This is a genomic window from Pararhodobacter sp. (assembly GCF_034676075.1).
GTDB lineage: Bacteria > Pseudomonadota > Alphaproteobacteria > Rhodobacterales > Rhodobacteraceae > Pararhodobacter.
On record NZ_JAUCCQ010000013.1, the window covers coordinates 43,045 to 64,371 of the forward strand.

Below are 21,327 nucleotides of genomic sequence, written 5' to 3' on the forward strand. Positions count from 1 at the left end.
GCTTATCCGGGCAGGGCCTCGGCCGTGTACTGCGCGGCATAGTCGGCGCTGGGCACAATCGGTGTGATGACGTCGATCAGCACGCCGTTCGGGTCGGCGGTGATGAAATGCCGCTGGCCGAAATCCTCGTCGCGCAGCGGCAGCAGGATCGGCAGACCCGTCGCGCTGAGCGTCTCATGCACGGCATCCACATCCGCCACCTCGAAATTCAGCAGCATTCCCGTCACCTTGCCCCGGGCCATGGCGGGGATCGTCTCATGCCTGCCATCGAGGATGGCCAGATTCACCGGCACCGCGCCCGGCATCGTCAGGTGCACGTACCAATCGCTCTCGAACGCCGCTTCGAAGCCGAAATGGCGTTTGTAGAAGGCGGCACTGGTCGCGACATCCTCGACCATCAGCACGGGATAGAATTGGGTGATCTGCATGGGGCTTGCTCCGGGGATCAAAAACATTCAGGCTGTATGGAAGCGATTAACATACAGGCTGCATGTATGCAAGAGAGACGTTCCAACGCCGACCGTCGGCAGGAAACCCGCGCCGCCCTGCTGAGCGCGGCCCGCGCGCTCTTCACCGAAACCGGCTATGCCGAGACCGGTACGCCCGAGATCGTCGCCCGCGCCGGGGTGACGCGCGGCGCGCTCTATCACCATTTCGCCGACAAACGCGCGCTGTTCCTGGCGCTGATCGAGGCCGAGGCGCAGGCCATCGCCGCCAGTATCGACGCCGCCAGCCTCGATGCCACGGATCCCCTGACGGCGCTCAGGCAGGGCGCGCGGGCCTATTTCACGGCAATGCAGGTGCCGGGTCGGGTGCGGCTGATGCTGATCGACGGTCCCTCGGTGCTCGGCCCTGACGAGATGCGCCGCATCGACGCCGACACCGGCGGCGCCACGCTGCGCGAGGGGCTGGCCGCGCTGCCCGGGGTCACCGCGACCGGAGAGGACCTGGCCGCGCTGGCGGATCTGGTGTCGGCGATGTTCGACAGGGCGGCGCTGGCCAGCGCGGGGGGCAACGACGCCGGGCCGCATGCGGCGATGCTCGACAGCCTCCTCGCCCGGCTGGCCTGAAACGACAACGAAAAGGCCCCGCCGAAGCGGGGCCCTTCCGGTGCGGTGAGGCGCGCTCAATGCAGGCGCTGTTCCACCGTCGCGATCGAATCCTCGATCATCTTGTTGGCGTCTTCGGCCGTCAGGTTCTTGGCGATCAGATCGCCCGCTGCCGCGACCGACACGGCGATCGCGCGGTTGCGGACTTCGCGAACCGCCGCCGCTTCGGCCGCCGCGATCTGATCCTCGGCCGCGCGCAGACGGCGGGCAATCGAGGTTTCCAGATCGGCCTTGGCCTGGGCCGCCGCCACCTCCGCGTCGGCTTTCGCCTTGGCGACGATGCGGTCGGCCTGGTCCTTGACCTCGGCCTTCTTGCGCTCGAACGAGGCGCGCAGCTCCTGCGCTTCCTCCCGCAGCTTGCGGGCTTCTTCCAGCTCGGCGCGGATCGTCGCCGCGCGCTTGTCCAGAAGACCGCCGATCAGCCCGGGCACCTTGAAGTACAGGAGCACCGCGATGAACAGCAGGAAGGCCAGCAGCACCACGAAGTTGGTGTTGCGCAGCGAGAAGAACGGACCGCTGGCCGCCATCGCCGGCGAGGCGGCAACAGCAAGCATCAGGGCGAGAAGCCGGGTCATGCGGCACCCCCTTTCAGGCGGGCGTTCACCGACGAGGTCACCGACCGCGCATCGGCCTTGACGCCGAACACGCCCAGGATCTCCTTGGTCGTGTCCTTGGCGACCGTGCTCACGGCCTCGGCCGCGCTGTCACGGATCTCGCCGATCCGGGCCTCGGATTCCGCGGTGCGCGCGGCAATCTCGGCATCGGCCTTGGCGATGGCCACGTCGAGTTCCTTCTGGATCTCGGCGCGCGATTCCTCGACCACCTTGGCGGCAGCGGCGCGTGCGTCGTCCAGCGCCTTGTGATAGGCGGCCTCGGCCTCGGCGGCCTGTTGCTTGTAGGTCTCGGCGGCGGCGATATCGTTGGTGATGGTGCCGGTCCGTTCGGCCAGAACCGATCCGATCCGCGGCAGCGCCACGCGCGAGAGAATGAAGTAGAGCACGACCAGCGCCACCACCAGCCAGAAGATCTGGTTGGGGAAGGTCGCGAAATCGAGTTGCGGCATGCCACCCGACGAGGCCGCTTCGGCGCCATGCGCAGCGGCGGCGCCGTGCTCGGCTGCGGTTTCTGCAGACATGGGCGTCCTCCTGATTGACCGTATCCGCCGGGCAGGTCGTCAGACCCACCCGGCCGCAAGGATCACGGAATGGTCAGGATCAGACGGCGAACATCAGCAGCAGCGCGACGAGGAACGAGAAGATCCCCAGCGCTTCGGCGAAGGCGATGCCGATGAACAGCGTCGCGGTCTGGCCAGCGGCCGCCGACGGGTTGCGCAGCGCGCCCGACAGGAAGTTGCCGGCGACGTTGCCCACGCCGACCGCAGCCCCGCCCATGCCCATGCAGGCCAGGCCAGCGCCGATGTACGCACCCATTTGAACGATGGAACCTTCCATGATCTTTCTCCTTGAGGCTGGAATAGGTTGAGTGAGGGGTCGAGAGCCCGCGTCAGTGATGCGGATGCAGCGCATCCTTGAGGTAGACGCAGGTCAGGATGGTGAAGACGTAGGCCTGGATGAAGGCCACGAGAATTTCGAGCCCGTACATCGCGGTGATGGCGATGATCGACAGAGGCGTCACGGCGATGCCGATGGTCGAGATCAGGATCAGCGGCGCGAAGGCGGCGAACACTTTGATCACGGCGTGGCCGGCCATCATGTTGCCGGCAAGACGAATGGAATGGCTGACCGGGCGCACGAAATACGAGATGATCTCGATCAGCGCCAGGATCGGGCGCAGCGCCAGCGGCGCCGAGGACACCCAGAACAGCGACAGGAAGCCCGCGCCGTTCTTGGCGAAACCGACGATGGTCACCGTGAGGAACACGCCGATCGCCAGCACCGCGGTGACCGCGATATGCGAGGTGGGCGTGAAGGCCATGGGCAGGAGGCCCAGGAAGTTCGAGAAGACGATGAACAGGAACACGGTGAAGATATAGGGGAAGAAGGCCAGCGCTTCCTTGCCCGCCACATCCTCGACCATCTTGTGAATGAAGCCGTAGGCCAGTTCCGCGATCGACTGCACGCGGGTCGGCACGATGGCCCGGCCGCGGGTGCCGACGATGAACAGAAGCGCGATGGCCAGAACGCTCAGCGCCATCCACAGCGTGGCGTTGGTGATCGTGAAGACCCCCACGTCGCCCTCGCCGAACAGCGGGCGCACGATGAATTGGTCCATCGGGTGGAAGGCCAGGCCTTCGCCATGCTCTTCTGCGGCCACGTCTCAGTCCCCTTCGTTCTTGGCGGGCATTGCCGCCTGCGTGCTCTTGCGCTGGGCATCCTGTGCGGTCCGCATCATCACGCGGATACCGGCCACGAGGCCCAGCAATATGAACAGCACCAGGAACAGCGGCATGGTGTCGAACACCGTATCCAGCCCGTACCCGATGCCGAAACCGATCAGCAGACCGGCAACCAACTCGGTGACCATGCGCCAGGCGAAATGCGCCATCTCATGACCCTGCGCCACCCCGTTGACGGTCGGTTCCTGTGCCTTCTTCAGGCTCCGCAGCCGTTCGTCGAGCGCTTTCAGGCGCTCCAGATCGCTCGGGTCGGACATCGGGAACCCCCCTTGGGAGTGACGGGCGGAACCTAGAAGCGGGGGGGCGCAGAGTCAAGCGCGAATACTGGCCCGCAACACATTGAAAAGGCGTTGAAATTTTCCGGTGCCTCACGGGTTCGTGGGGTTTCGGGCGCTAACGATGCCGCATCTGCACATTCAACGTATCGGTTGAATATCTTGACCGGGGCGCGGGGGGTGGATAGGCCCTTGGCCATGGCAACCCCCGATCCCCTCGACGCGATCTTCATGGCGCTGGCCGATCCGACGCGCCGGGCGATCCTGGGGATGCTCCTGGAGGACGACATGGCCGTCACCGACGTGGCCGAGCCCTTCGCCATCTCGCTCGCCGCCATCTCCAAGCATCTGGCGCTGCTGGCCGAGGCGGGGCTCATCAGCCAGGAAAAGCGCGGCCGGGTGAAATGGTGCAAGCTGGAGCCCGACGCGATGCGCGCGGCCTCGGTCTTCATGCAGGCCTTCGGACAGTTCGAGCCGCTGAACCTGGACGCGTTCGAGCGCTTTCTGGAAACCGAACTCGCCCCCTTGCCAAAGGACGACTAGGACAAACCGCACGTGTTTGCGGTGACGGGCGGGCGCGGCGGTGTTTCCCTGTTCGTGGTGGTATTTTCCACCCGTATTTGCATGAGGCATTACCATGACCCGCTACTTTCTGGCCGCCGCCGCGGCCCTGTTGCCCTTTGCCCCCCTCACCGCCCGGGCCGAGATCGACCCCGCCAAGGCCCCGTCGGTCATTGGCATGTTGCGCGCCTATGGCTGCACCCTGAACGAGGCGCAGACCGGCCTCTTCATGAACGACATGGGCACCACGCCCGAGGAATATCAGGAGATCCTGTCCGATGCCGTGGCGCGGGGCTTTGCCACGGGCGATGCCTCGGTCATGGGCGGGATCACGCTGGACGCCGATTTCTGCACCATCGAGCGGGCAGACAGCCCCGACGCGCTGCTGGTCGAGGTCATGCGCTACAACGATTGCCAGCTTGAGGTCAGCCAGGTGCCGACCCTGCTGATGCCGCTGGGCTTCATGCCCGAGACATTCCGCCCGGCGATGCAGACGGCCATGGGCGACGGGCGGTTGGTGCGGACCTCGGACACGCTGCTCACCCTGTCCGAGGCCGCCTGCCATCCGGCGATGTAAGGCGGCCCCGGCTGTTCTGAATCAGGGCCGGATGTAGGACCAGCCCTGCTCCTGCAGCGTGACCAGCTGCACCACGCCCGAGGGGACGATGTTCGCCTCGGACAACAGCGCGATGTCGTGCCCGGCCTGCCGCTGCATGCCCTGCAACGTGTTGTTGCAGGCCTGGAAGGTGACGTTCTCATGCTCCAGCGCCATCTGGGCGATGCGCGGCGCCACCGGCGAGGTATCTTCCCGCAGCATGTGCAGGCCGGGGCCATAGGTCACGACCTGCACCTCCACCTCGTCGCCCTGTTCGGCGTAATAGGCGATCAAGTTGTTCACGTTGTTCAGCGTCATGTTCATGACCTGCGGGTCATTCTCGTCGACGTGAAAGGCGACGCGGTGCGTCTCGGCCAGCGCGGCCAGCGGCGCGAGCGACAGCGCGACGGCGAAGCCGGTCGCGCGCAAAGCGGTCTGCAGCATGGAAATCCTCCGGTTCGTGACGCGCATCCTCCCAAACACGCGGGGCCGAAACCCGGGGTCAGGATAGGCATGTCTGCCCGGCCCACACAATAAAAGAATACGCATATACGAATGCAGAAAGGGCGGCCCGCGCGGGACCGCCCCTCTGTTCAGGCTGGCAGGATTACTCCGCAGGCACCGCGGCGACGGCGCGCGGACTGCCGAAATGCCGCCGGTTCAGGGTGAAGACCAGCGCCACCATCGCGGCCTGCACCACCAGAGCCACCCCGACCAGCGCCCAGTAGGTAACCGAGAATTTGTCGACCAGATGCACCGCGACCAGCCCCTTGTGGACGAAGAACTGCCACAGCACGGTGAAGCCGACGCCCGGGCAGACCAGCGCATAGCTCATGACCGAGGTCTCGCGGCCCCAGATGAAGCGCTTGGCGTAATTGTGGCGCGACAGGATCAGCCAGCCGAACAGCGCGAAGATCACCTGCACCGAGACGACCTTGGCCAGGAAGAGGAAGGTCTCGGCGTCCGAGGTATGCGCCTCGAACTGGGTGCCCAGCCCGTGGTTCTGCCGCATCATCAGGATGCCCAGAATGGTCATCAGCGGGATCAGGATCATCAGCGTCGGCGCGGTTTCGGCATTGGTGCCGTGGTCCAGCATCGAGCGGATGCCGAGCACCAGCGCGATCCCGGCGATCAGCACCGAGGTCACCATCAGCAAGGTCGAGGCGACGATCGACACGCCGACCACGGCCGCATTGGTGCTCATCGCCGCCGGGGCGGCCATGCCGACGCCGATCATGGCGAAGGCAAAGGCGGGCAGGATCTGGCCGAAGCTGTTGTTGGCCGCATGGTTGAACCCGCCCTCGACCTTGATGCGGGCAATGAAGGCGCCATAGGTGCGGAAGGCCAGCACGGCGATCAGCACGAAGGCCGACAGCGCCACCGGGAACAGGTATTCCACCACAGTCCACAGGCCCGGGACGAAGACCAGCCCGGCGATGAACAGGCCGTTCACCGACATGGCCAGCGCCAGCGGCAGGGCCATCAACTGGCTTTGCGCGTTGGTCTTGGTGAATTTCTGATAGGCCTCGGTCCGTTTCCACCGGGCGAAATGCGTCAGGTTCCAGACCAGCGATTTCAGGTTCAGGACGACGAACAGCGCGATGAAGGCCATGGCGGCGATGATCATCGCCTGTTTCAGCGGCGTCCCGGTCTGGAAGGCGGCGGCGATATCCTCGAAGATCGGGACGGTGCGGCCGGGATGCGGCAGCCAGAACATCAGCCACATGAAGAAGCTGACCGACAGGCCGCCGGCACCGAGAGAGGCCAGGAAGTACATCGGATTGTAGGTGTCAGAGGGGCGGGTAGGGGGCATGTCGGGTCTCCACATATTCCATTTCTGGAATTCGTAGTAACATTCCGACTTTGGAATGTGAAGCGCCCGATTGTCGCAGGTGCAACGGGTTCAGACGTCCCGCCGATAGGTGATCGAGGTCGGCCGGTCGTAGCCCGCATGCGCTGTCCGTTCGATTTCGCGAAAGCCCAGCCGCTGGAACGTCGCGTGATTGCCGGTCAGCTCCACCCGCGTCTGCAGCGTCACATGCGCCAGCCCCAGCGCCCGGGCCCGATTGACCGCGTGTTCGACCATGCGCCGCGCCAGCCCCGCCCCCCTCAGCCGCCCGTCGACCGCCAGCTTGCCCAGATAGAGCGTGTCGCCCTTGACCGTCAGGATCATGCAGGCGGCGGGCCCGGGCTCCATCACCCAAAGCTCATTCTCCGCCGCGTCGCGCGCCAGATCCGCCAATGTCATCCGGGTCAGCGAGGACGGCGGGTCGATCACCCCCTCCATATAGCCGAAGGCCGCGGTCAGCAGCGCATGGACCGGGGCCATCTCCTCCTCCGGCCCCATGCGCCGCGGCGCCGGGGCGTCGAGTATGCGCTCCATGAACACCGAAGCCGGGACCTCCGCATAATCCCCGAACGGCCCGCAGACGGTGAAGCCATGCCGCGCGTAAAGCGCCAGCGCCTCGGTGTTGAGCGGCCCCGTCTCCAGCTTCAGCACCGGCAGGCTGCGCAACGCCCCCTCGCCGATCAGCCGCCCCAGCAGCGCCCCGGCGGCGCCCTGACCCCGCGCCGCCGGGTCCACGAACATCGATTTCACCTCGCCATAGCCCCCGCGCAGGGCCAGCGCCGCGGTGCCGATGACCCGCCCGTCCTGCCGGGCGGTGAAGAACAGGATCTCCGGCGTGCAAAGCTCGTCGATGGACAGGAAATGGTTGTCCTCAGGGTCATAGAGGCTTTGCAGATAGGCGTGCGAGGCCTGCAGCAGCGCCGTCGCGCCGGGGTCGCGGGGGGAATCGGGACGGACGGATAGGGCCATGGCAAACCTCGTTTTCCCGCAGGCTAGGCCGCCGAAACTGTGGCCGCAATGCCCCAATATCTTGTGGATAACCCCTGGGCTCCCCGCCATATCCGGCGTCATCCTTGACTCCCCGCGCGCGCGCGGAAAAACTGGCCGCAATCGCCCCAACCGGATGCTTCCGTGCACTTCACCCGCCTGCGCCTCAACGGTTTCAAAAGCTTCGTCGATCCCACCGAACTGGTGATCCGCGAAGGCCTGACCGGCGTGGTCGGGCCGAACGGCTGCGGCAAGTCCAACCTGCTGGAGGCTCTGCGCTGGGTGATGGGCGAGAATCGCCCGACCGCCATGCGCGGCTCCGGCATGGAGGATGTGGTCTTCGCCGGCACCAAGTCGCGCGGCGCCCGGGCCTTTGCCGAGGTGGCGCTGACCGTCGACAACGGCGACCGCGTGGCGCCCGCAGGCTTCAACGACGCCGATTTCCTGGAGGTCACGCGCCGCATCACCCGCGACGCCGGCTCCGCCTATCGCGTCAACGGCAAGGAGGTCCGCGCCCGCGACGTGCAGATGCTCTTCGCCGATGCCTCCACCGGCGCGCATTCCCCGGCGCTGGTCCGGCAGGGGCAGATTTCGGAACTCATCAACGCCAAGCCCAAGGCGCGCCGGCGGGTCCTCGAAGAGGCCGCCGGCATCTCGGGCCTGTATCAGCGGCGGCACGAGGCGGAGTTGCGCCTCAACGCCACCGAGGCCAACCTCGCCCGGGTCGGCGACACCGTGGACGCGCTGGCGCAGCAGCTCTCGGTCCTCGCCCGGCAGGCGCGGCAGGCTGCGCGGTATCGCGAGATCGCCGTGGAACTGCGCAAGAACGAGGGGATGATCCTCTATCGTCGCTGGCGTGAGGCCTCGCAGGCGCGGGCCGAAGTACAGGCGGCGCTGACCCAGGCGATCACCGCCGCCGCCGCCGCCGAACGCGCCGCGCGCGAGGCCAAGACGCAGCGCGAGAGCCGCGAAGACGCCCTGCCGCCCCTGCGCGAGGAAGAGGCCATCGCCGGGGCCATCCTGCAACGCCTTCAGGTTCAGCGCGACACGCTGACCGATGCCGAGGCCCGCGCGCGCGAGGCGGTGCAGACCCTCATGGCGCGGATCGAGCAGTTGCGCCGCGACGCGCAGCGCGAATCGGGGTTGGCGGCGGATGCGGATGAGACCATCGAGCGGCTGCAATGGGAGGAAGAGCAACTCGCCCGCGCGGCCGAGGGTCATGACGAGAAGCTGGCCGAAGCCGTGGAAGCGGCGCGCGAGGCCTCCGACGTGCTGGCCGATATCGAAGCGCACCTGACCGAGGCGACCGAGGACATGGCCCGCCTCGCCGCGCGCCACCAGTCGCTGACCCGTCAGGCGGCGGATGCACGGGCGGAGGGCGCCAAAGCCGCCGCCGGGGCCCAGCGCGCCGCCGACGACGCCGCGCAGGCCGCCGCCGCTTTGGAGGCTGCGGAGCAGGGTCAGGAACAGGCGGCCGAGGCGCGGGATGCCGCGCAGGACCTGCTGGAATCGGCCGAGGAAACGCTGATCGAGACCGAAGCCGCCCGCGCCGATGCGCAAGCGGCCGAGGTCGAGGCCCGTGCGGCAAGGGCCGGGGCGGAGGGCGAGGCGACCGCGCTGTCCGCCGAACTGACGGCGCTGGAACGGCTGCTGGCGCGGGACAAGGATCTTGCCGGGGGGCTCCTGGATCAGGTCCGCGTGGCGCCCGGTCTGGAACACGCCCTGGGCGCGGCGCTGGGCGATGACCTCAGGATCGCGGCCTCTGCGACCGGCTCGGGCTGGCGCGCGCTGGCGCCCTTCGAGGCGCCCGCCGCGCTGCCCGCCGGGGTCGAGCCGCTGGCGAAAAGCGTCTCTGCGCCTGCCGAATTGACCCGTCGTCTGTCGCAGATCGGGCTGGTCGAAGACCATCAGGCGGAGGCTCTGCATGCCAGCCTGAAACCCGGCCAGCGGCTGGTGACGACGGGTGGCGACCTCTGGCGCTGGGATGGCTTGATGCAGCGGGGCGAGGATGCGCCCTCGGCCGCTGCCATCCGCCTGACGCAGCGCAACCGGCTGGATCAGCTCCGTGCCGATCTGGACGAGGCCGAGGAACGGCAGGAGGCCGCGCGCGAGGCGCATCAGGCCCGCCAGTCGCGTCTGGCCCAACTGACCGAGGCCGACCGCATGGCCCGCGACGCCCGCCGTCAGGCCGAGATGCGGCTGACCGAAGCCTCCCGAGCCGCGTCGAAGGCCGAGGCCGACGCGAGCCTCGCCCGGTCCAAGCGCGAGACGGCGGAACTGGCGCTGGAACGGATGCAGGCCGAGGCCGAAGCGGCGGAATCCCGGCTGGCCGAGGCCGAGGAGGCACTGGCGGAGATCGACGATCTGGACAGCGCCCGCGCCCGGCTGGAAACCATCCGCACCCAGGTCGAAGCCGCGCGCATGGCGATGATGGCCCGCCGCGCCGCGCAGGAAGAGATCCGCCGCGAGGGCGCCGCCCGCCGGACCCGCTCGCAGGAGGTGGCGCGCGACATTCAAAGCTGGACGGCCCGCAAGACCACCGCCGCGGACCGCATCGCCGAGCTGGAACGCCGCGCCGACGACGCGCAGGAGGAATTGTCCGAGGCCAACGCCGCGCCCGAGGAAATCCTCGCCCGCCGCGCCGAACTGGCCGAGGCGATCACCGAGGCTGAGACCCGCCGCACCGCCGCTGTCGAGGCGCTGCTCTCCGCTGAAAGCGCGCTCCGTGCGGCGGGCGAGGCCGAACGCGCCGCCGAGCGCAGCGCCGGCGAGGCGCGCGAGGCCCGCGCTCGGGCCGAGGCGCGGGTGGATGCGGCGGGTGAGGCCGTGGCGCTGGCCGCGAACCGCATCGCCGATGAGCTGGATGCGACCCCGCAGGGCCTGCTCAACCAGCTGGGCGTCGGGGCCGAGGAAATGCCGGATTCGGCAACGCTAGAGACGGAAATCGCCCGCCTGCGCCGGGCCCGCGACGCGCTGGGCGCCGTCAACCTGCGGGCCGAGGAAGACGCGCGGCAGGTCGAGGAGGAGCACGGCACGCTGGTCCGCGAAAAGGCCGATCTGGAGGCCGCCGTCGCCAAGCTGCGGGGCGGCATCGCTGCCTTGAACCGCGAGGGGCGCGAGCGTCTGCTGGCCGCTTTCGATCAGGTGAACGCGAATTTCATGACGCTCTTCACCCATCTCTTCAACGGCGGCGAGGCGCGTCTGGTGCTGGTCGAATCCGACGATCCGCTCGAGGCGGGGCTGGAGATCCTCTGCCAGCCGCCGGGCAAGAAACTCAGCTCGCTCAGCCTGCTCTCGGGCGGCGAACAGACCCTGACGGCGCTGGCGCTGATCTTCGGCGTGTTCCTGGCCAATCCGGCGCCGATCTGCGTGCTGGACGAGGTGGACGCGCCGCTCGACGACGCGAACGTCATGCGCTTCGCCGACCTGCTGGACGAGATGACCCGGCGGACCGAGACCCGCTTCCTGATCATCACCCATAACGCGCTGACCATGGCCCGCATGGACCGGCTGTTCGGCGTGACCATGGCCGAGCAGGGCGTCAGCCAGCTGGTCAGCGTCGATCTGAAAGCGGCGGAATCGCTGGTCGCCTGATCAGCGCGGGCTGCGCTTGGCGAGGATCCGTTGCAGCGTCCGGCGGTGCATGCTGAGACGGCGCGCGGTCTCGCTCACGTTGCGGTCGCATTGCTCATAGACGCGCTGGATATGCTCCCAGCGCACGCGGTCGGCCGACATCGGGTTTTCCGGCGGCTCGGGCAGCACGGCGCCTTCGCGTTGCAGCAGCGCGTTCACCACCTCATCGGCGTCGGCGGGCTTCGACAGGTAATCCGTCGCGCCGATCTTGACCGCGGCCACGGCGGTGGCAATCGCCCCGTAGCCGGTCAGCACCACGATCCGCGCATCGGGCCGCTTCAGGCGCAGGGCCTCGACCACATCAAGGCCGTTGCCGTCGTCGAGCCGCAGGTCGATCACCGCATAGGCCGGGGGCCGAGCCATGGCCAGCGCCTTGCCGGCGGCAACCGAGGCGGCGGTTTCGACGGCGAAACCACGCCGCTCCATGGCGCGGGCCAGCCGCTTGAGGAAGACCTCGTCGTCATCGACCAGCAACAGCGACGGGTCGTCGCCGAGATCGAGAGGGCTGTCGTCGGTCATGCGGGGCTCCTCGGGGTGTCTTAGTCCGATCTAGTCGCCCCGGGCGCGAAAATCAAACATGGATGCGGGATTGGCAATATGCCTGCGTCAGCACGCCGCTGTCAGGCGCGCGACAGATAGCATTGCGCGATCTCGGCGACTTGTTCGGCGGGCATGTCGTGGCGGAAGATCTCGACCGTGCCGTGACCCGGGATCACCAGATAGCTGAAGGTCGAATGATCGACGAGGTAATACTGATCATCCCCCTCCTGCCGCGAGAAATAGGTGCGATAGGCGCGCGACGCCGCGCGCACCTGTTCGTCGCTGCCGGTCAGCCCGACCATGCGCGGATGGAAGATCGAGGCGAATTCGCCGACCACTTCGGGCGTGTCCCGTTCAGGATCGACCGAGATGAAGACCGGCTGCACGATCTGGCCCTCGGCCTCCAGCAATTCGGTCGCCAGCGCGTTGCGGGCGCTGTCCAGCGGGCAGACATCGGGGCAGAAGGTATAGCCGAAATAGACGATGGAGGGCATGGTGATGACATCTGCGTCCGTCACCGTCTGCCCCTGGGCATTGACCAGCGTGAAGGGCCCGCCGATCTGATCGAGGCCCCCCATCACCGCGCCCGAGCGGCAGGGGTCGAAGGGATCGTCGCTCATCCCCAGCATCGTGCGCAGGAACGGCGGCTGATAGGCAAAGAGCGCCAGCCCCGCCAGCATGACCGCGACCAGCGTCGCCGCTCCGATTGCATAGGCCTTGGTCATGCGTCTCTCCGTCGCTTACGGGTTTGCGCCGCTTGATGCCTCAACCCGCGGGGCGTAACAAGGCGCAAACCCGTGACCGCGACAACAGGACGCCGATGGACAGCACCGCCCAGGGCCTCATGAACCGCGACGTGCAGGGCCATTGGGTCCGGCTGGAGACGCTGACGCGGGTGCGCTGGCTGGCGGCCTCAGGTCAGGTCGTGGCGCTTCTGGTCACGCATTTCCTGTTCAGCCTCGATTTCCCGCTGGCGCTTTGCCTGTCGGTCGTCGGCGTCTCGGCCGCGTCGAACCTGCTCTCGGCCTATGTCTTCCCCCGCACCAAGCGCCTGTCGGAAACCGAGGCGCTGCTCACGCTTCTCTTCGATACGACGCAGCTGGCGCTGCTGCTGTTCCTGACCGGCGGGCTGAACAACCCTTTCGGGCTGCTCCTGATCGCGCCGGTGACCATCGCCGCAACGGCGCTGACCCTGCGGTCGGTCCTGATCCTTGGCGGGGCGGCGGTGCTGCTGGCCTCGCTCCTGGCCTTCGCCTTCGAGCCCTTGCGGACCGAGGCGGGCGATCCCGTGCTGATGCCCGACCTCTTCCGCTTCGGCTTCTGGATCGCGCTGGTCATCGGTATCGGCTTCATCGGGCTCTATTCCCGCTCGGTCGCGGCCGAGAAACACGCACTGACCGAGGCGCTGCTGGCCACCTCGCTGGCCTTGGCCCGCGAACAGAAGCTGACCGATCTGGGCGGCGTGGTGGCGGCCGCCGCGCATGAGCTGGGCACGCCCCTGGCCACGATCAAGCTGGTTTCCTCAGAACTGATCGACGCGCTGGACGACCCCGATCTGGCCGAGGACGCGCGCCTCATTCGCGAACAGGCCGACCGCTGCCGGGCGATCCTGCGCTCGATGGGGCAGGCGGGAAAGGACGACCTGCACCTGCGCCACGCGCCGCTCGAGGCCGTGCTGCAGGAAGCCGCCGCGCCCCATACCGACCGCGGCAAGGTGATCAGCTTCGACACCGGCGCCGCCGATGGCCGCATGCCCGAGATATTCCGCCGCCCCGAGATCGTGCACGGCCTGCGCAACCTGATCCAGAACGCCGTCGATTTCGCCGCCTCTCAGGTCTGGGTCGAGGCGCATTGGACCGCGACCGAGGTGGCGCTCAGGGTCATCGACGATGGCCCCGGCTATCCGCCGCATCTGCTGGCGCGGCTTGGCGAGCCCTATCTGAAGAACCGCCGCTGGGACGAACCACGCGACGAATCCCGCCCGGAATACGAGGGGATGGGGCTGGGCCTGTTCATCGCCAAGACGCTGCTGGAACGCACCGGCGCCAGCGTGCGCTTCGGCAATTGCACCGACCGCACGCGCCCCCGCCAGGCCCCCGATCGCCGCTGCGGTGCCCTGGCCGAAGTCCGCTGGCCCCGCCGCGCGATCGAGGCCGACCCGCGCCGCGCACTGGGCGAGAACACGCCCATCGACAAGACAAAGACCTGACGCCCCGTCTGAAGTTTTCCTGCCAAGACCGCCATTTTCATGGTTATTATTACTCCTTAACACAGCCTTAACCAATAGAGCCGATCCTGACCCGGCCCCGACTCGGTCAGCCCTCCTTGGCGCCGACAGGGGGACAGGAGCCGCCCATGCAGACGACTTTTGCCTTTGCCCTCGTGCTTGTCGGAACCTCGGTCCTGACGGTGCTGGCCAGCCTGCTGATCTTCGGCGCGTTGCGGGGCGCGGGCAAGCGCAGCGCTCCGCCCCTGGGCGTGGGCAGCGATGCGGCGTTCCTGTTCGACGGCCAGACCCTGATCGACACCAACACCCGGGGCGCCGCGCTGCTCGAATCCCTGCGCAAGGACGGGACCGAGGGCGGCGATGAATGGAGCCGTCTGACCTATTTCCTGGCGCAGGATTTCCCCGATCTGGCGACCGCGCTGGCCGATCTGCCGCTGACCCGCCGCGCCCGTCTGGTCGCCGGCGACGACCGGCGCACCGAACTGGTGATGGACTGGCTCGACGGCGCGCTCAGGCTCACCGTCATCGACGCCTTGGCCGAGGATGGCGCGGTGGTGCTGGACCGGCTCAGCTACCGCGCCCTGCAGGAAGAACTCGCGCTCTTGCGGCAGATCACCGAAGCCGCGCCGCTGCTGCTCTGGCGTGAGGGGGCGCAGGGGCAGGTGACCTGGGCCAATGACGCCTATCTCAAACGCGTGACCGAGGCGGGCGAGGGTACGACGATGACCTGGCCGCTGCCGGCGCTCTTTCCCCGGGCCGAGGCCGGGCCCGCCCGACGCACGGGCCTGCCGGTGCCGAACGGTGCGCGCAAAGGCACGGCGCAATCCTGGTTCGACGTCACCCGCGTCACTGGCGAGGACGGGATGCTGGTCTATGCCCTTCCCGCGGACGAGGCCTATCAGGCCGAACGCACCAAACGCGCCTTCATCCAGACCCTGACCAAGACCTTCGCCACCCTGCCCATCGGCCTTGCCGTCTTCGACCGCACGCGGCGGCTGCAGATGTTCAACCCGGCGCTGACCGATCTGACCGGGTTGGAACCCGAATTCCTGCTGTCGCGCCCGGGGATCGAGGGCTTCCTCAACCGCATGCGCGACAAGCGCGTCCTGCCCGAGCCCCGCGATTACCGCAGCTGGGCGCGGCGCCTGCTGGATATCGAGGCATCCAGCCCCGGCGGCGAGTTCGAGGAAACCTGGACGCTGGGCAGCGGCCAGACCTTCCGCGTCAGCGCCAATCCGCATCCCGACGGCGCGCTGGCCTTCCTGATCGAGGATATCACCTCGGAAACCCATCTCACCCGCAATGTCCGAGCCGAGATGGAGACGAGCCAGGCGGTGCTGAACCAGCTGGACGAGGCGATCGCCGTCTTCGCCTCGAACGGCGAATTGTTGCTGACCAACAGCGCCTTCACCCAGCTCTGGACGCTGGAAGGCGAGGAATCGCTCGGCGCCGTCACCCTGCCCGAGGCGCTGGCCAATTGGCGCGAGGCGGGTGGCGATCCGGCCTTCTGGGCGCAGGTGGCGACGCTGGCCCGGCCCGGCTCGGGCGATGGCGCGCCGCTTGCCGGCAGCATGACGCTGGCCGATGGCGAGGTCCTGCAGGTCACGGCGCGGCGGACTGCCACCGGGGCGGTGATGATCTCCTTCGCGACGACCAATCCTCCGGCGCAGGAAAGCCCCCGCGCGCAGGTGCTGCGCGCCAGCGCCTGAGTGCGAGCGCCGGGCGCCAAAGAAAAACGCCGGACCCGAAGGGCCCGGCGCTTTCATCAACCCGGCAGGTGGCTCAGATCGAGGCGTCGATCCAGCTTTGCAGCGCCGCCTTGGGTGCAGCGCCGACCTTGTTGGCGACGATCTTGCCGTCTTTCACCACGAACAGCGCCGGGATCCCGCGGATGCCCATGGCGGCGGCGACCTGCGGGTTCTCATCCACGTTGACCTTGGCGATGCGCACGCGGCCTTCGTAATGCTCCGACAGCTCTTCCAGCGCCGGGCCGATCTGCCGGCACGGACCGCACCATTCGGCCCAGAAGTCGAGCACGACCGGCAGGTCGCTGTTGCGCACTTCGGAGTCGAAAGTGGCGTCGGTCACGGGAAAGGTAGCCATGGGAATCTCCTGCGGATCCGGGGAAAGGGGGGAAGCGTCTTTGGTCTTTCCTTACCTAGGAAGGTCGCCGATCCGGGTCAAGGGCAGCGCGGTCCAGCGCCGCAGCGACAGCCTCGGGCGGCAGCTGCATCAGCGCGCCCGTCGCGGTCCACAAGAGCGCCGTCTCGATCCGCCGCCCGGGATAGAGCGCCGCCAGCAGATGGGCATAGGCCCCCATCTGCCTGAGCAAGCCCTCGGGCACCCCGTCCGACCCGTTCGGCACCACCCGGTTCGACTTGAAGTCGACCGCCAGCACCGCATCGTCGGTGACGATCAGCCGGTCGATCACGCCCCACATCGCCCGCCCGTTCCAGACGCCCGACAGACCGACCTCGACCAGCGCGCCCCCGCCCAGAACTGGGGCCAGCGCGGGGTCCTGAAGCACCGCCAGCGCCTCGGCCAGACAAGCCTCGCCCCCGGCCAGACCGGCGGCCAGCGCGGTGCCGCGCGGCTTGCGGTCGGCGTCGGGCAGGTCGGCCAGCTCCTCCAGCAGGAGGTGGATCAGCCGCCCGCGGGCCAGCGCCTGCTCGGTCTCCGCCCCCTCGCCGGGCAACGCCTTGGCGCCCCCCAGATCCGAGGGCGTCAGCACCCGCGCGGCGCCCGTCACCGGCGGCAGATCGGCCAATTCGGCTGGCTTGGAGCCGCTTTTTGCCGTGTCGCGCGGCAGGACCAGCGGCGCGGGCCAGTCGCCATGCGCGTGCCGCAGACCCGTGCCGGTCGGCGCATCCAGCGGCACCGGCGCCAGCCCGGCCAGCGCCGTTTCGATCCGTTCGTACCAGCTGCCCTCGCCGGTATCGCCCGCGCCGCAGACGATCAGCCAGCGTTCCGCGCGGGTCAGCGCCACGTAAAGCAGCCGGTCGCCCTCCTCGCTGCGCAGCGTCTCGCTGAGCCCGTCGGCCTCGCGCTGCGCCTCGGTCGCCAGATCCTTGACCGCGCGCAGGATCGGCACGCCCCCGGCATCGGCCAGCGTCGCGCGCTCCTGCGGGCGGCGCTTGGCGGTGTCGGGCAGGATGACGATCGGCGCCTCCAGCCCCTTCGAGCCATGCACCGTCATCACCCGGATGACCCGCCCGGCCCCCTCGGACCGGCGCTGCACTTCGGCATCCGAGGCCGCCAGCCAGCCCAGGAACCCGTCGAGCGAGGGGACATGTCCCTGTTCATAGCCCAGCGCCAGATCGACGAAAGCCTCCAGCGCATCCTCGGCCTCGGGGCCAAAGCGCGCGCGGATCCGGCGGCGGCCGTCGTGGCGGGTCAGCACCCGTTCGATCAGCTCATAGGGCCTGAGGAAATCGACCTGCCCGCGCAGATCGTCCAGCACTGTGCGGACCTCGGCCAGCGCGGGCTCGGCGCGCAGCCGTTCCCACAGGAACCCGGGCCGGTCCCAGGCCAGCCGGAACAGCTGATCCTCGCTCAGCCCGAACAGCGGCGAGCGCAGGGCCACGGCCAGCGACAGATCGTCCTCCGGCAGGGCCAGGAATTTCAGCAGCGCGATCAGGTCCTGCACCGCCAGAACCTCGCCCAGCGCCAGCCGGTCGGCCCCGGCGATCTCCAGCCCCTCGGCCTTGCAGGCGCGGATCAGCGCGTGGAACAGCAGGCGGCGGCGCTGCACCAGCACCAGAAAATCGCCCTCATGCACGGCGCGGGGGCCGTCCCGCCCCTCGATCCGCTCGCCCCGGTCGATCATCGCCCGGATTTCCCGCGCGATGGTCCGGGCCAGCTGGATCTCGGCATGATCGGCCGAGGGCCGGTCCAGCGGGCTTTCCCAGGGCGTATCCTCGGGCTTGTCGGGCTTGGGGATCGCGGGCCAGAGGTCGACGCGCCCGGCCATCCCCGGATGGAAGGCCAGATGCTCCGGCGCGCCGCCCAGCCCCGAGCCGCTACCGGCAAAGCACTGGTCCACCAGCCGCAGCACCGCATCGGACGACCGGAAGGAATGCTTCAGCTCCTGACGGCTGAGCCCCTGTCCGGTCGCTGCCAGTCGTTCCGAAAACAGGCTCTGCGATTGCTCGAATCCCTGCAGATCGGCGCCCTGGAAGGAATAGATCGACTGCTTGCGATCCCCCACCACGAAGATCGTGCGCAGCACCTCGCGCGCACCGACGCCCGCGGTGAATTCCTGGGTCAGCAGGTCGATGACGCGCCATTGCCCGGGCGAGGTATCCTGCGCCTCGTCCACCAGGATATGGTCGATCCCGCCGTCGAGCTTGAACAGCACCCATTGCGCCACGTCCGAGCGCGACAGCAGGTCGCGCGCAAGGCGGATCAGGTCGTCGAAATCCAGCCAGCCGCGCGCCGCCTTGGCCCGGTCGAGCGCGGGCAGCCAGAGGCGGGCGAAACCATGCAGCGCCTCGGCCATGCGCTTGGCTTCCAGCCCCAGCCTGAGCGGCCGCGCCTCGGCCACCCGCTCGCCCAAATCGTCCAGCGCCGCCAGATCATCGGGCCCGACCAGCGCCTGCGTGGACTTGGTGATGTGCTTGCCGGTCTTGGCCAGCCCGGCATTGGCGCCCGTCTGCGTCAACAGCGCGCCTTCCAGATCGGCCAGCGCCGCCATCCCCGGCGCCCCGATCCGCGCCAGTTTCGCCGCCAGCTTGTTGTCGTTCGCGCCGCCCTTCAGCAGCTTGGGCACCAGCCGGGCGCAAAGATCCCCCTCATCGCCGTCGAAGACCTGCGCCAGAAGCCCGTCCTCGGTCAGCCCCTTCGGCAGGTCGAAGAGCGCGTCGAAATCGGGCAGCTCCCCGTCAAAAGCGTCTCTATACTTGCCCAAATCGCCCAGAAGCCGGGCAAAACCGTCCTCGCTCAACCGCCCCAGCAGCGCCACCATCGCCCCGGCCTCGGGCCCCCGGGCGAAGCGGTCCAGCAGTTCCATGCGCAGTTGTTGCAGGCTGCGCTCCTCGACCTCGGTGAAGTCCGGGGCGACGGCGGCTTCAAGCGGGAAGCGCCGCAGGAGGGAGGAACAGAAGGCGTGAATCGTCTGGATCTTCAGCCCGCCCGGCGTCTCGATAGCCCGGGCAAAGAGCCTGCGCGCGCGGGGCAGCAGGTCGGGGTCTTGCACCGCCTCGCCCATCTTCGCCAGTTCGGCCACCAGCGCGGCGTCCTCCAGCATCGCCCATTCGCCCAGCCGCTTGAACAGCCGGTTCTGCATCTCGCCGGCGGCGGCCTTGGTATAGGTCAGACACAGGATCCGCTGCGGCGGCGTGCCGCCCAGCAGCAACCGCGCCACCCGGTCGATCAGCACCTTGGTCTTGCCGGACCCGGCATTGGCCGACAGCCAGGTCGATTGCCCGGGCTCGGCGGCGCGGACCTGATTGAGCGTCGCCTCATCCATCGTCGCCGACCCTTTGCAGCACGGGTTCGTCCGTGGTTTCCCATTCGCCGCGGCGCGACAGCGCGTCGTAATCGCCCGCGCGCTCCTCCTGCTCGACGGCGCGCATGGCGGTGAAGCCCTGGTCGGGACTGGTGTAGGATTTCAGCAGCGTGACCAGCTTGGCCTGATGCTCGGCAATATCGGCGGGCTCCACCGGCACCGGCCGAGTGTCGAACTTGCTGCCGAGGCCCACAAACATGGCCTCCGCCACCGCGCCGGGGCCAAGGCCGAAGGCATCGTCCCGCGCCATCACCGCCAGGAGGCTCAACTGCTTGTTGTAAAAGGCGATCTGCTTGGGGCTGGGCAGGGTGCCGGTCTTGTAATCATAGAGCCTGAGCCGCCCGTCCGGGTCGCGGTCGATCCGGTCGGGCTGGCCGGTCAGGGTGAAGGGCGGATCGGCCAGCGTCAGCGCGCCCTTTTTCTCCAACAGCGCCGGTTGCCCCTCAAGCCCCGCGTTCCAGCGCACGAAATCGGCGGCGGTCCGGTCCAGCCGCGCGCGCCAGTGCAGCCGCGTCGCGGGCCAGGGGCATTCCTCGGCCAGAATCTTCTCTGCGATTGCCAAAAATGCGTCCAGATCGCCCGGAACACCGGGCGGGAAGTCGCGGACATAGAGGTCCGGCACCCGGTGCAGCACCGTTCCCCTGAGGCGCGCATCGGCCTCGGGCGCCAGCGGGTCGAGGGGGCGCAGTTTCAGGATCCGTTCGGCATAGATCGCGTAAGGGTCGCGGATCAGCTTCTCGATGCGCGTGACCGGCAGTTCCGTCAGCCGGGCGCGCGCCGGCGGGGCAGGGGCCGGGCGCGGATTGCGCCGGGCGCTGGCCTCGGGCACGGCGGAGAGGTCGGCCTCCAGCGCCTCGGCCAGCCTGAGCCAGTGATTGCCGCGCTCCCGCATTGCCGCCAGCGCCGTATCGCCCCCCTGCGCCCTGAGCCCGCCGATCAGATTGACCAGCCGGTTCAGCCAGCGCGAGGGCACCGTCTCGGCCTCGGCATCGCGGCGGGCGCGGGACAGGATCACCCGGGGGGCGCCGACCGCCTGCTGGAAGTCATGCGCCGAGAGGCCGATCTGCCGTTCCGGCAGCAACAGACCCGCATTGAGCCGCATCTGGCGATTGAACCAGGGGTCGGGCTTCGGCGCGGCGGGCCAGGTGCCCTCGGTCATACCGCCCAGGATCACCAGATCGGCCCCCTGCGCGCGGGCTTCCAGCGTGCCCCAGATCATCACATCGGGGTGCGATTCCAGCACCTCGCGGACCTCGCGCCCGGCAAAAAGCGTCTCTAACAACGCCGAATAGTCCCGCGCGGCGACGATTCCGCCATGGTCAGCCTCGGCCCGCAATTCCTCGATCAGCGCCTGCGCCTCCGCCCCGGCCTCGGCCAGCCACAGCTCGCCCGAGCCCTCGCCGGTTCCGGCGGCCAGCGCCAGCGCAACGCGCTCATGCGCGATCAGCCACTCGCCCAGCGGCCGCTCATCATCCCCGGGCAGCAGGGCCAGCGCCTGCGTCAGCCAGTCGGCCCAGGGCTTCCGGTCGGGGGCACGGTCGGCGAAATCGGTGAGCGCGGCGGCGTCGGGGAAGGGGATCGCGCGGCGCCGCAGATGCAGCTCCAGATCGCGCAGGTGGCGCAGGTGGTCGCCACGCCCCTCGGCCGAATGGACGATCGGGTGTTTCAGCAGGGCGATCAGCGCCTCGG

At 68.6% G+C, this 21,327-nt stretch carries 20 protein-coding genes; 6 read left to right on the forward strand and 14 right to left on the reverse strand.

Features of this window, described 5'->3' with window-relative positions:
• Positions 1-2 precede the first annotated feature (2 nt).
• The gene (locus VDQ18_RS06890; protein ID WP_323020242.1) at positions 3-428 is read right to left on the reverse strand and encodes a VOC family protein; all 426 of its coding nucleotides are present in this window, start codon (positions 426-428) and stop codon (positions 3-5) included.
• 66 nt (positions 429-494) lie between these two features.
• Here VDQ18_RS06890 and VDQ18_RS06895 point away from each other — a divergent pair, with 66 nt between their 5' ends.
• Positions 495-1,070, forward strand: a complete 576-nt coding sequence (locus VDQ18_RS06895) for a helix-turn-helix domain-containing protein (protein ID WP_323020243.1) — start codon at positions 495-497, stop codon at positions 1,068-1,070.
• 56 nt (positions 1,071-1,126) lie between these two features.
• Here VDQ18_RS06895 and VDQ18_RS06900 read toward each other — a convergent pair whose 3' ends face one another.
• The 5 genes from VDQ18_RS06900 to VDQ18_RS06920 form a co-directional block, all read right to left on the reverse strand.
• Positions 1,127-1,684: a F0F1 ATP synthase subunit B gene (locus VDQ18_RS06900; RefSeq protein ID WP_323020244.1), complete on the reverse strand. Its 558-nt coding sequence runs from the start codon at positions 1,682-1,684 to the stop codon at positions 1,127-1,129.
• Complete coding sequence (locus VDQ18_RS06905) at positions 1,681-2,244, reverse strand: F0F1 ATP synthase subunit B' (protein WP_107751531.1); 564 nt, start codon at positions 2,242-2,244, stop codon at positions 1,681-1,683. The genes VDQ18_RS06900 and VDQ18_RS06905 overlap by 4 nt, the downstream gene beginning before the upstream one ends.
• Positions 2,245-2,323: 79 nt before the next feature.
• Entirely contained in the window at positions 2,324-2,560 is a 237-nt protein-coding gene (locus VDQ18_RS06910; RefSeq protein WP_107751530.1) for a F0F1 ATP synthase subunit C, read from the reverse strand.
• Between the two features lie 52 nt (positions 2,561-2,612).
• Positions 2,613-3,383 (reverse strand): F0F1 ATP synthase subunit A, encoded by a 771-nt coding sequence (locus tag VDQ18_RS06915; RefSeq protein ID WP_323020245.1) that lies wholly within the window; start codon positions 3,381-3,383, stop codon positions 2,613-2,615.
• A 3-nt stretch (positions 3,384-3,386) separates the two neighbouring features.
• Positions 3,387-3,722, reverse strand: coding sequence for an AtpZ/AtpI family protein (locus VDQ18_RS06920; protein WP_323020246.1), 336 nt, complete (start codon positions 3,720-3,722; stop codon positions 3,387-3,389).
• 216 nt (positions 3,723-3,938) lie between these two features.
• On the opposite strand from VDQ18_RS06920, the gene VDQ18_RS06925 reads away from it, so the two are divergent.
• Positions 3,939-4,283, forward strand: coding sequence for a metalloregulator ArsR/SmtB family transcription factor (locus VDQ18_RS06925; RefSeq protein ID WP_323020259.1), 345 nt, complete (start codon positions 3,939-3,941; stop codon positions 4,281-4,283).
• 94 nt (positions 4,284-4,377) lie between these two features.
• Positions 4,378-4,878 (forward strand): hypothetical protein, encoded by a 501-nt coding sequence (locus tag VDQ18_RS06930; RefSeq protein ID WP_323020247.1) that lies wholly within the window; start codon positions 4,378-4,380, stop codon positions 4,876-4,878.
• 21 nt (positions 4,879-4,899) lie between these two features.
• Here VDQ18_RS06930 and VDQ18_RS06935 read toward each other — a convergent pair whose 3' ends face one another.
• The 3 genes from VDQ18_RS06935 to VDQ18_RS06945 all read right to left on the reverse strand — a co-directional run bounded on the left by VDQ18_RS06935 (position 4,900) and on the right by VDQ18_RS06945 (position 7,714).
• Positions 4,900-5,340, reverse strand: coding sequence for a DsrE family protein (locus VDQ18_RS06935; protein WP_323020248.1), 441 nt, complete (start codon positions 5,338-5,340; stop codon positions 4,900-4,902).
• A gap of 163 nt (positions 5,341-5,503) precedes the next feature.
• On the reverse strand, positions 5,504-6,709 hold the full coding sequence (locus tag VDQ18_RS06940; RefSeq protein ID WP_323020249.1) for a TsoY family (seleno)protein: 1,206 nt from the start codon (positions 6,707-6,709) through the stop codon (positions 5,504-5,506).
• Between the two features lie 90 nt (positions 6,710-6,799).
• Entirely contained in the window at positions 6,800-7,714 is a 915-nt protein-coding gene (locus VDQ18_RS06945; RefSeq protein WP_323020250.1) for a GNAT family N-acetyltransferase, read from the reverse strand.
• Between the two features lie 162 nt (positions 7,715-7,876).
• On the opposite strand from VDQ18_RS06945, the gene smc reads away from it, so the two are divergent.
• A complete protein-coding gene (smc, locus tag VDQ18_RS06950) occupies positions 7,877-11,326 on the forward strand; it encodes a chromosome segregation protein SMC (RefSeq protein WP_323020251.1) in 3,450 nt (1,149 codons plus the stop codon).
• Here smc and VDQ18_RS06955 read toward each other — a convergent pair whose 3' ends face one another.
• Complete coding sequence (locus VDQ18_RS06955) at positions 11,327-11,884, reverse strand: ActR/PrrA/RegA family redox response regulator transcription factor (RefSeq protein ID WP_323020252.1); 558 nt, start codon at positions 11,882-11,884, stop codon at positions 11,327-11,329.
• Positions 11,885-11,985: 101 nt separating this feature from the next.
• Positions 11,986-12,630, reverse strand: coding sequence for an SCO family protein (locus VDQ18_RS06960; RefSeq protein ID WP_323020253.1), 645 nt, complete (start codon positions 12,628-12,630; stop codon positions 11,986-11,988).
• Between the two features lie 95 nt (positions 12,631-12,725).
• Between VDQ18_RS06960 and regB the strand changes: the two genes are divergently transcribed.
• Together regB and VDQ18_RS06970 are read left to right on the forward strand one after the other, a co-directional pair.
• Positions 12,726-14,114, forward strand: a complete 1,389-nt coding sequence (regB, locus tag VDQ18_RS06965; protein WP_323020254.1) for a sensor histidine kinase RegB — start codon at positions 12,726-12,728, stop codon at positions 14,112-14,114.
• Positions 14,115-14,260: 146 nt separating this feature from the next.
• Positions 14,261-15,841, forward strand: a complete 1,581-nt coding sequence (locus VDQ18_RS06970; protein WP_323020255.1) for a PAS-domain containing protein — start codon at positions 14,261-14,263, stop codon at positions 15,839-15,841.
• A 73-nt stretch (positions 15,842-15,914) separates the two neighbouring features.
• Here VDQ18_RS06970 and trxA read toward each other — a convergent pair whose 3' ends face one another.
• The 3 genes from trxA to VDQ18_RS06985 all read right to left on the reverse strand — a co-directional run.
• Positions 15,915-16,235 carry a thioredoxin gene (gene trxA / locus VDQ18_RS06975; protein WP_107751520.1) on the reverse strand — a complete coding sequence of 107 codons (321 nt, stop codon included), beginning with the start codon at positions 16,233-16,235 and terminating at the stop codon, positions 15,915-15,917.
• A 55-nt stretch (positions 16,236-16,290) separates the two neighbouring features.
• Positions 16,291-19,599 carry a double-strand break repair helicase AddA gene (addA, locus tag VDQ18_RS06980; protein WP_323020256.1) on the reverse strand — a complete coding sequence of 1,103 codons (3,309 nt, stop codon included), beginning with the start codon at positions 19,597-19,599 and terminating at the stop codon, positions 16,291-16,293.
• The coding region (locus VDQ18_RS06985) for a PD-(D/E)XK nuclease family protein (RefSeq protein ID WP_323020257.1) at positions 19,592-21,327 on the reverse strand (1,736 nt) is incomplete at its 5' end. The genes addA and VDQ18_RS06985, both read right to left, overlap by 8 nt.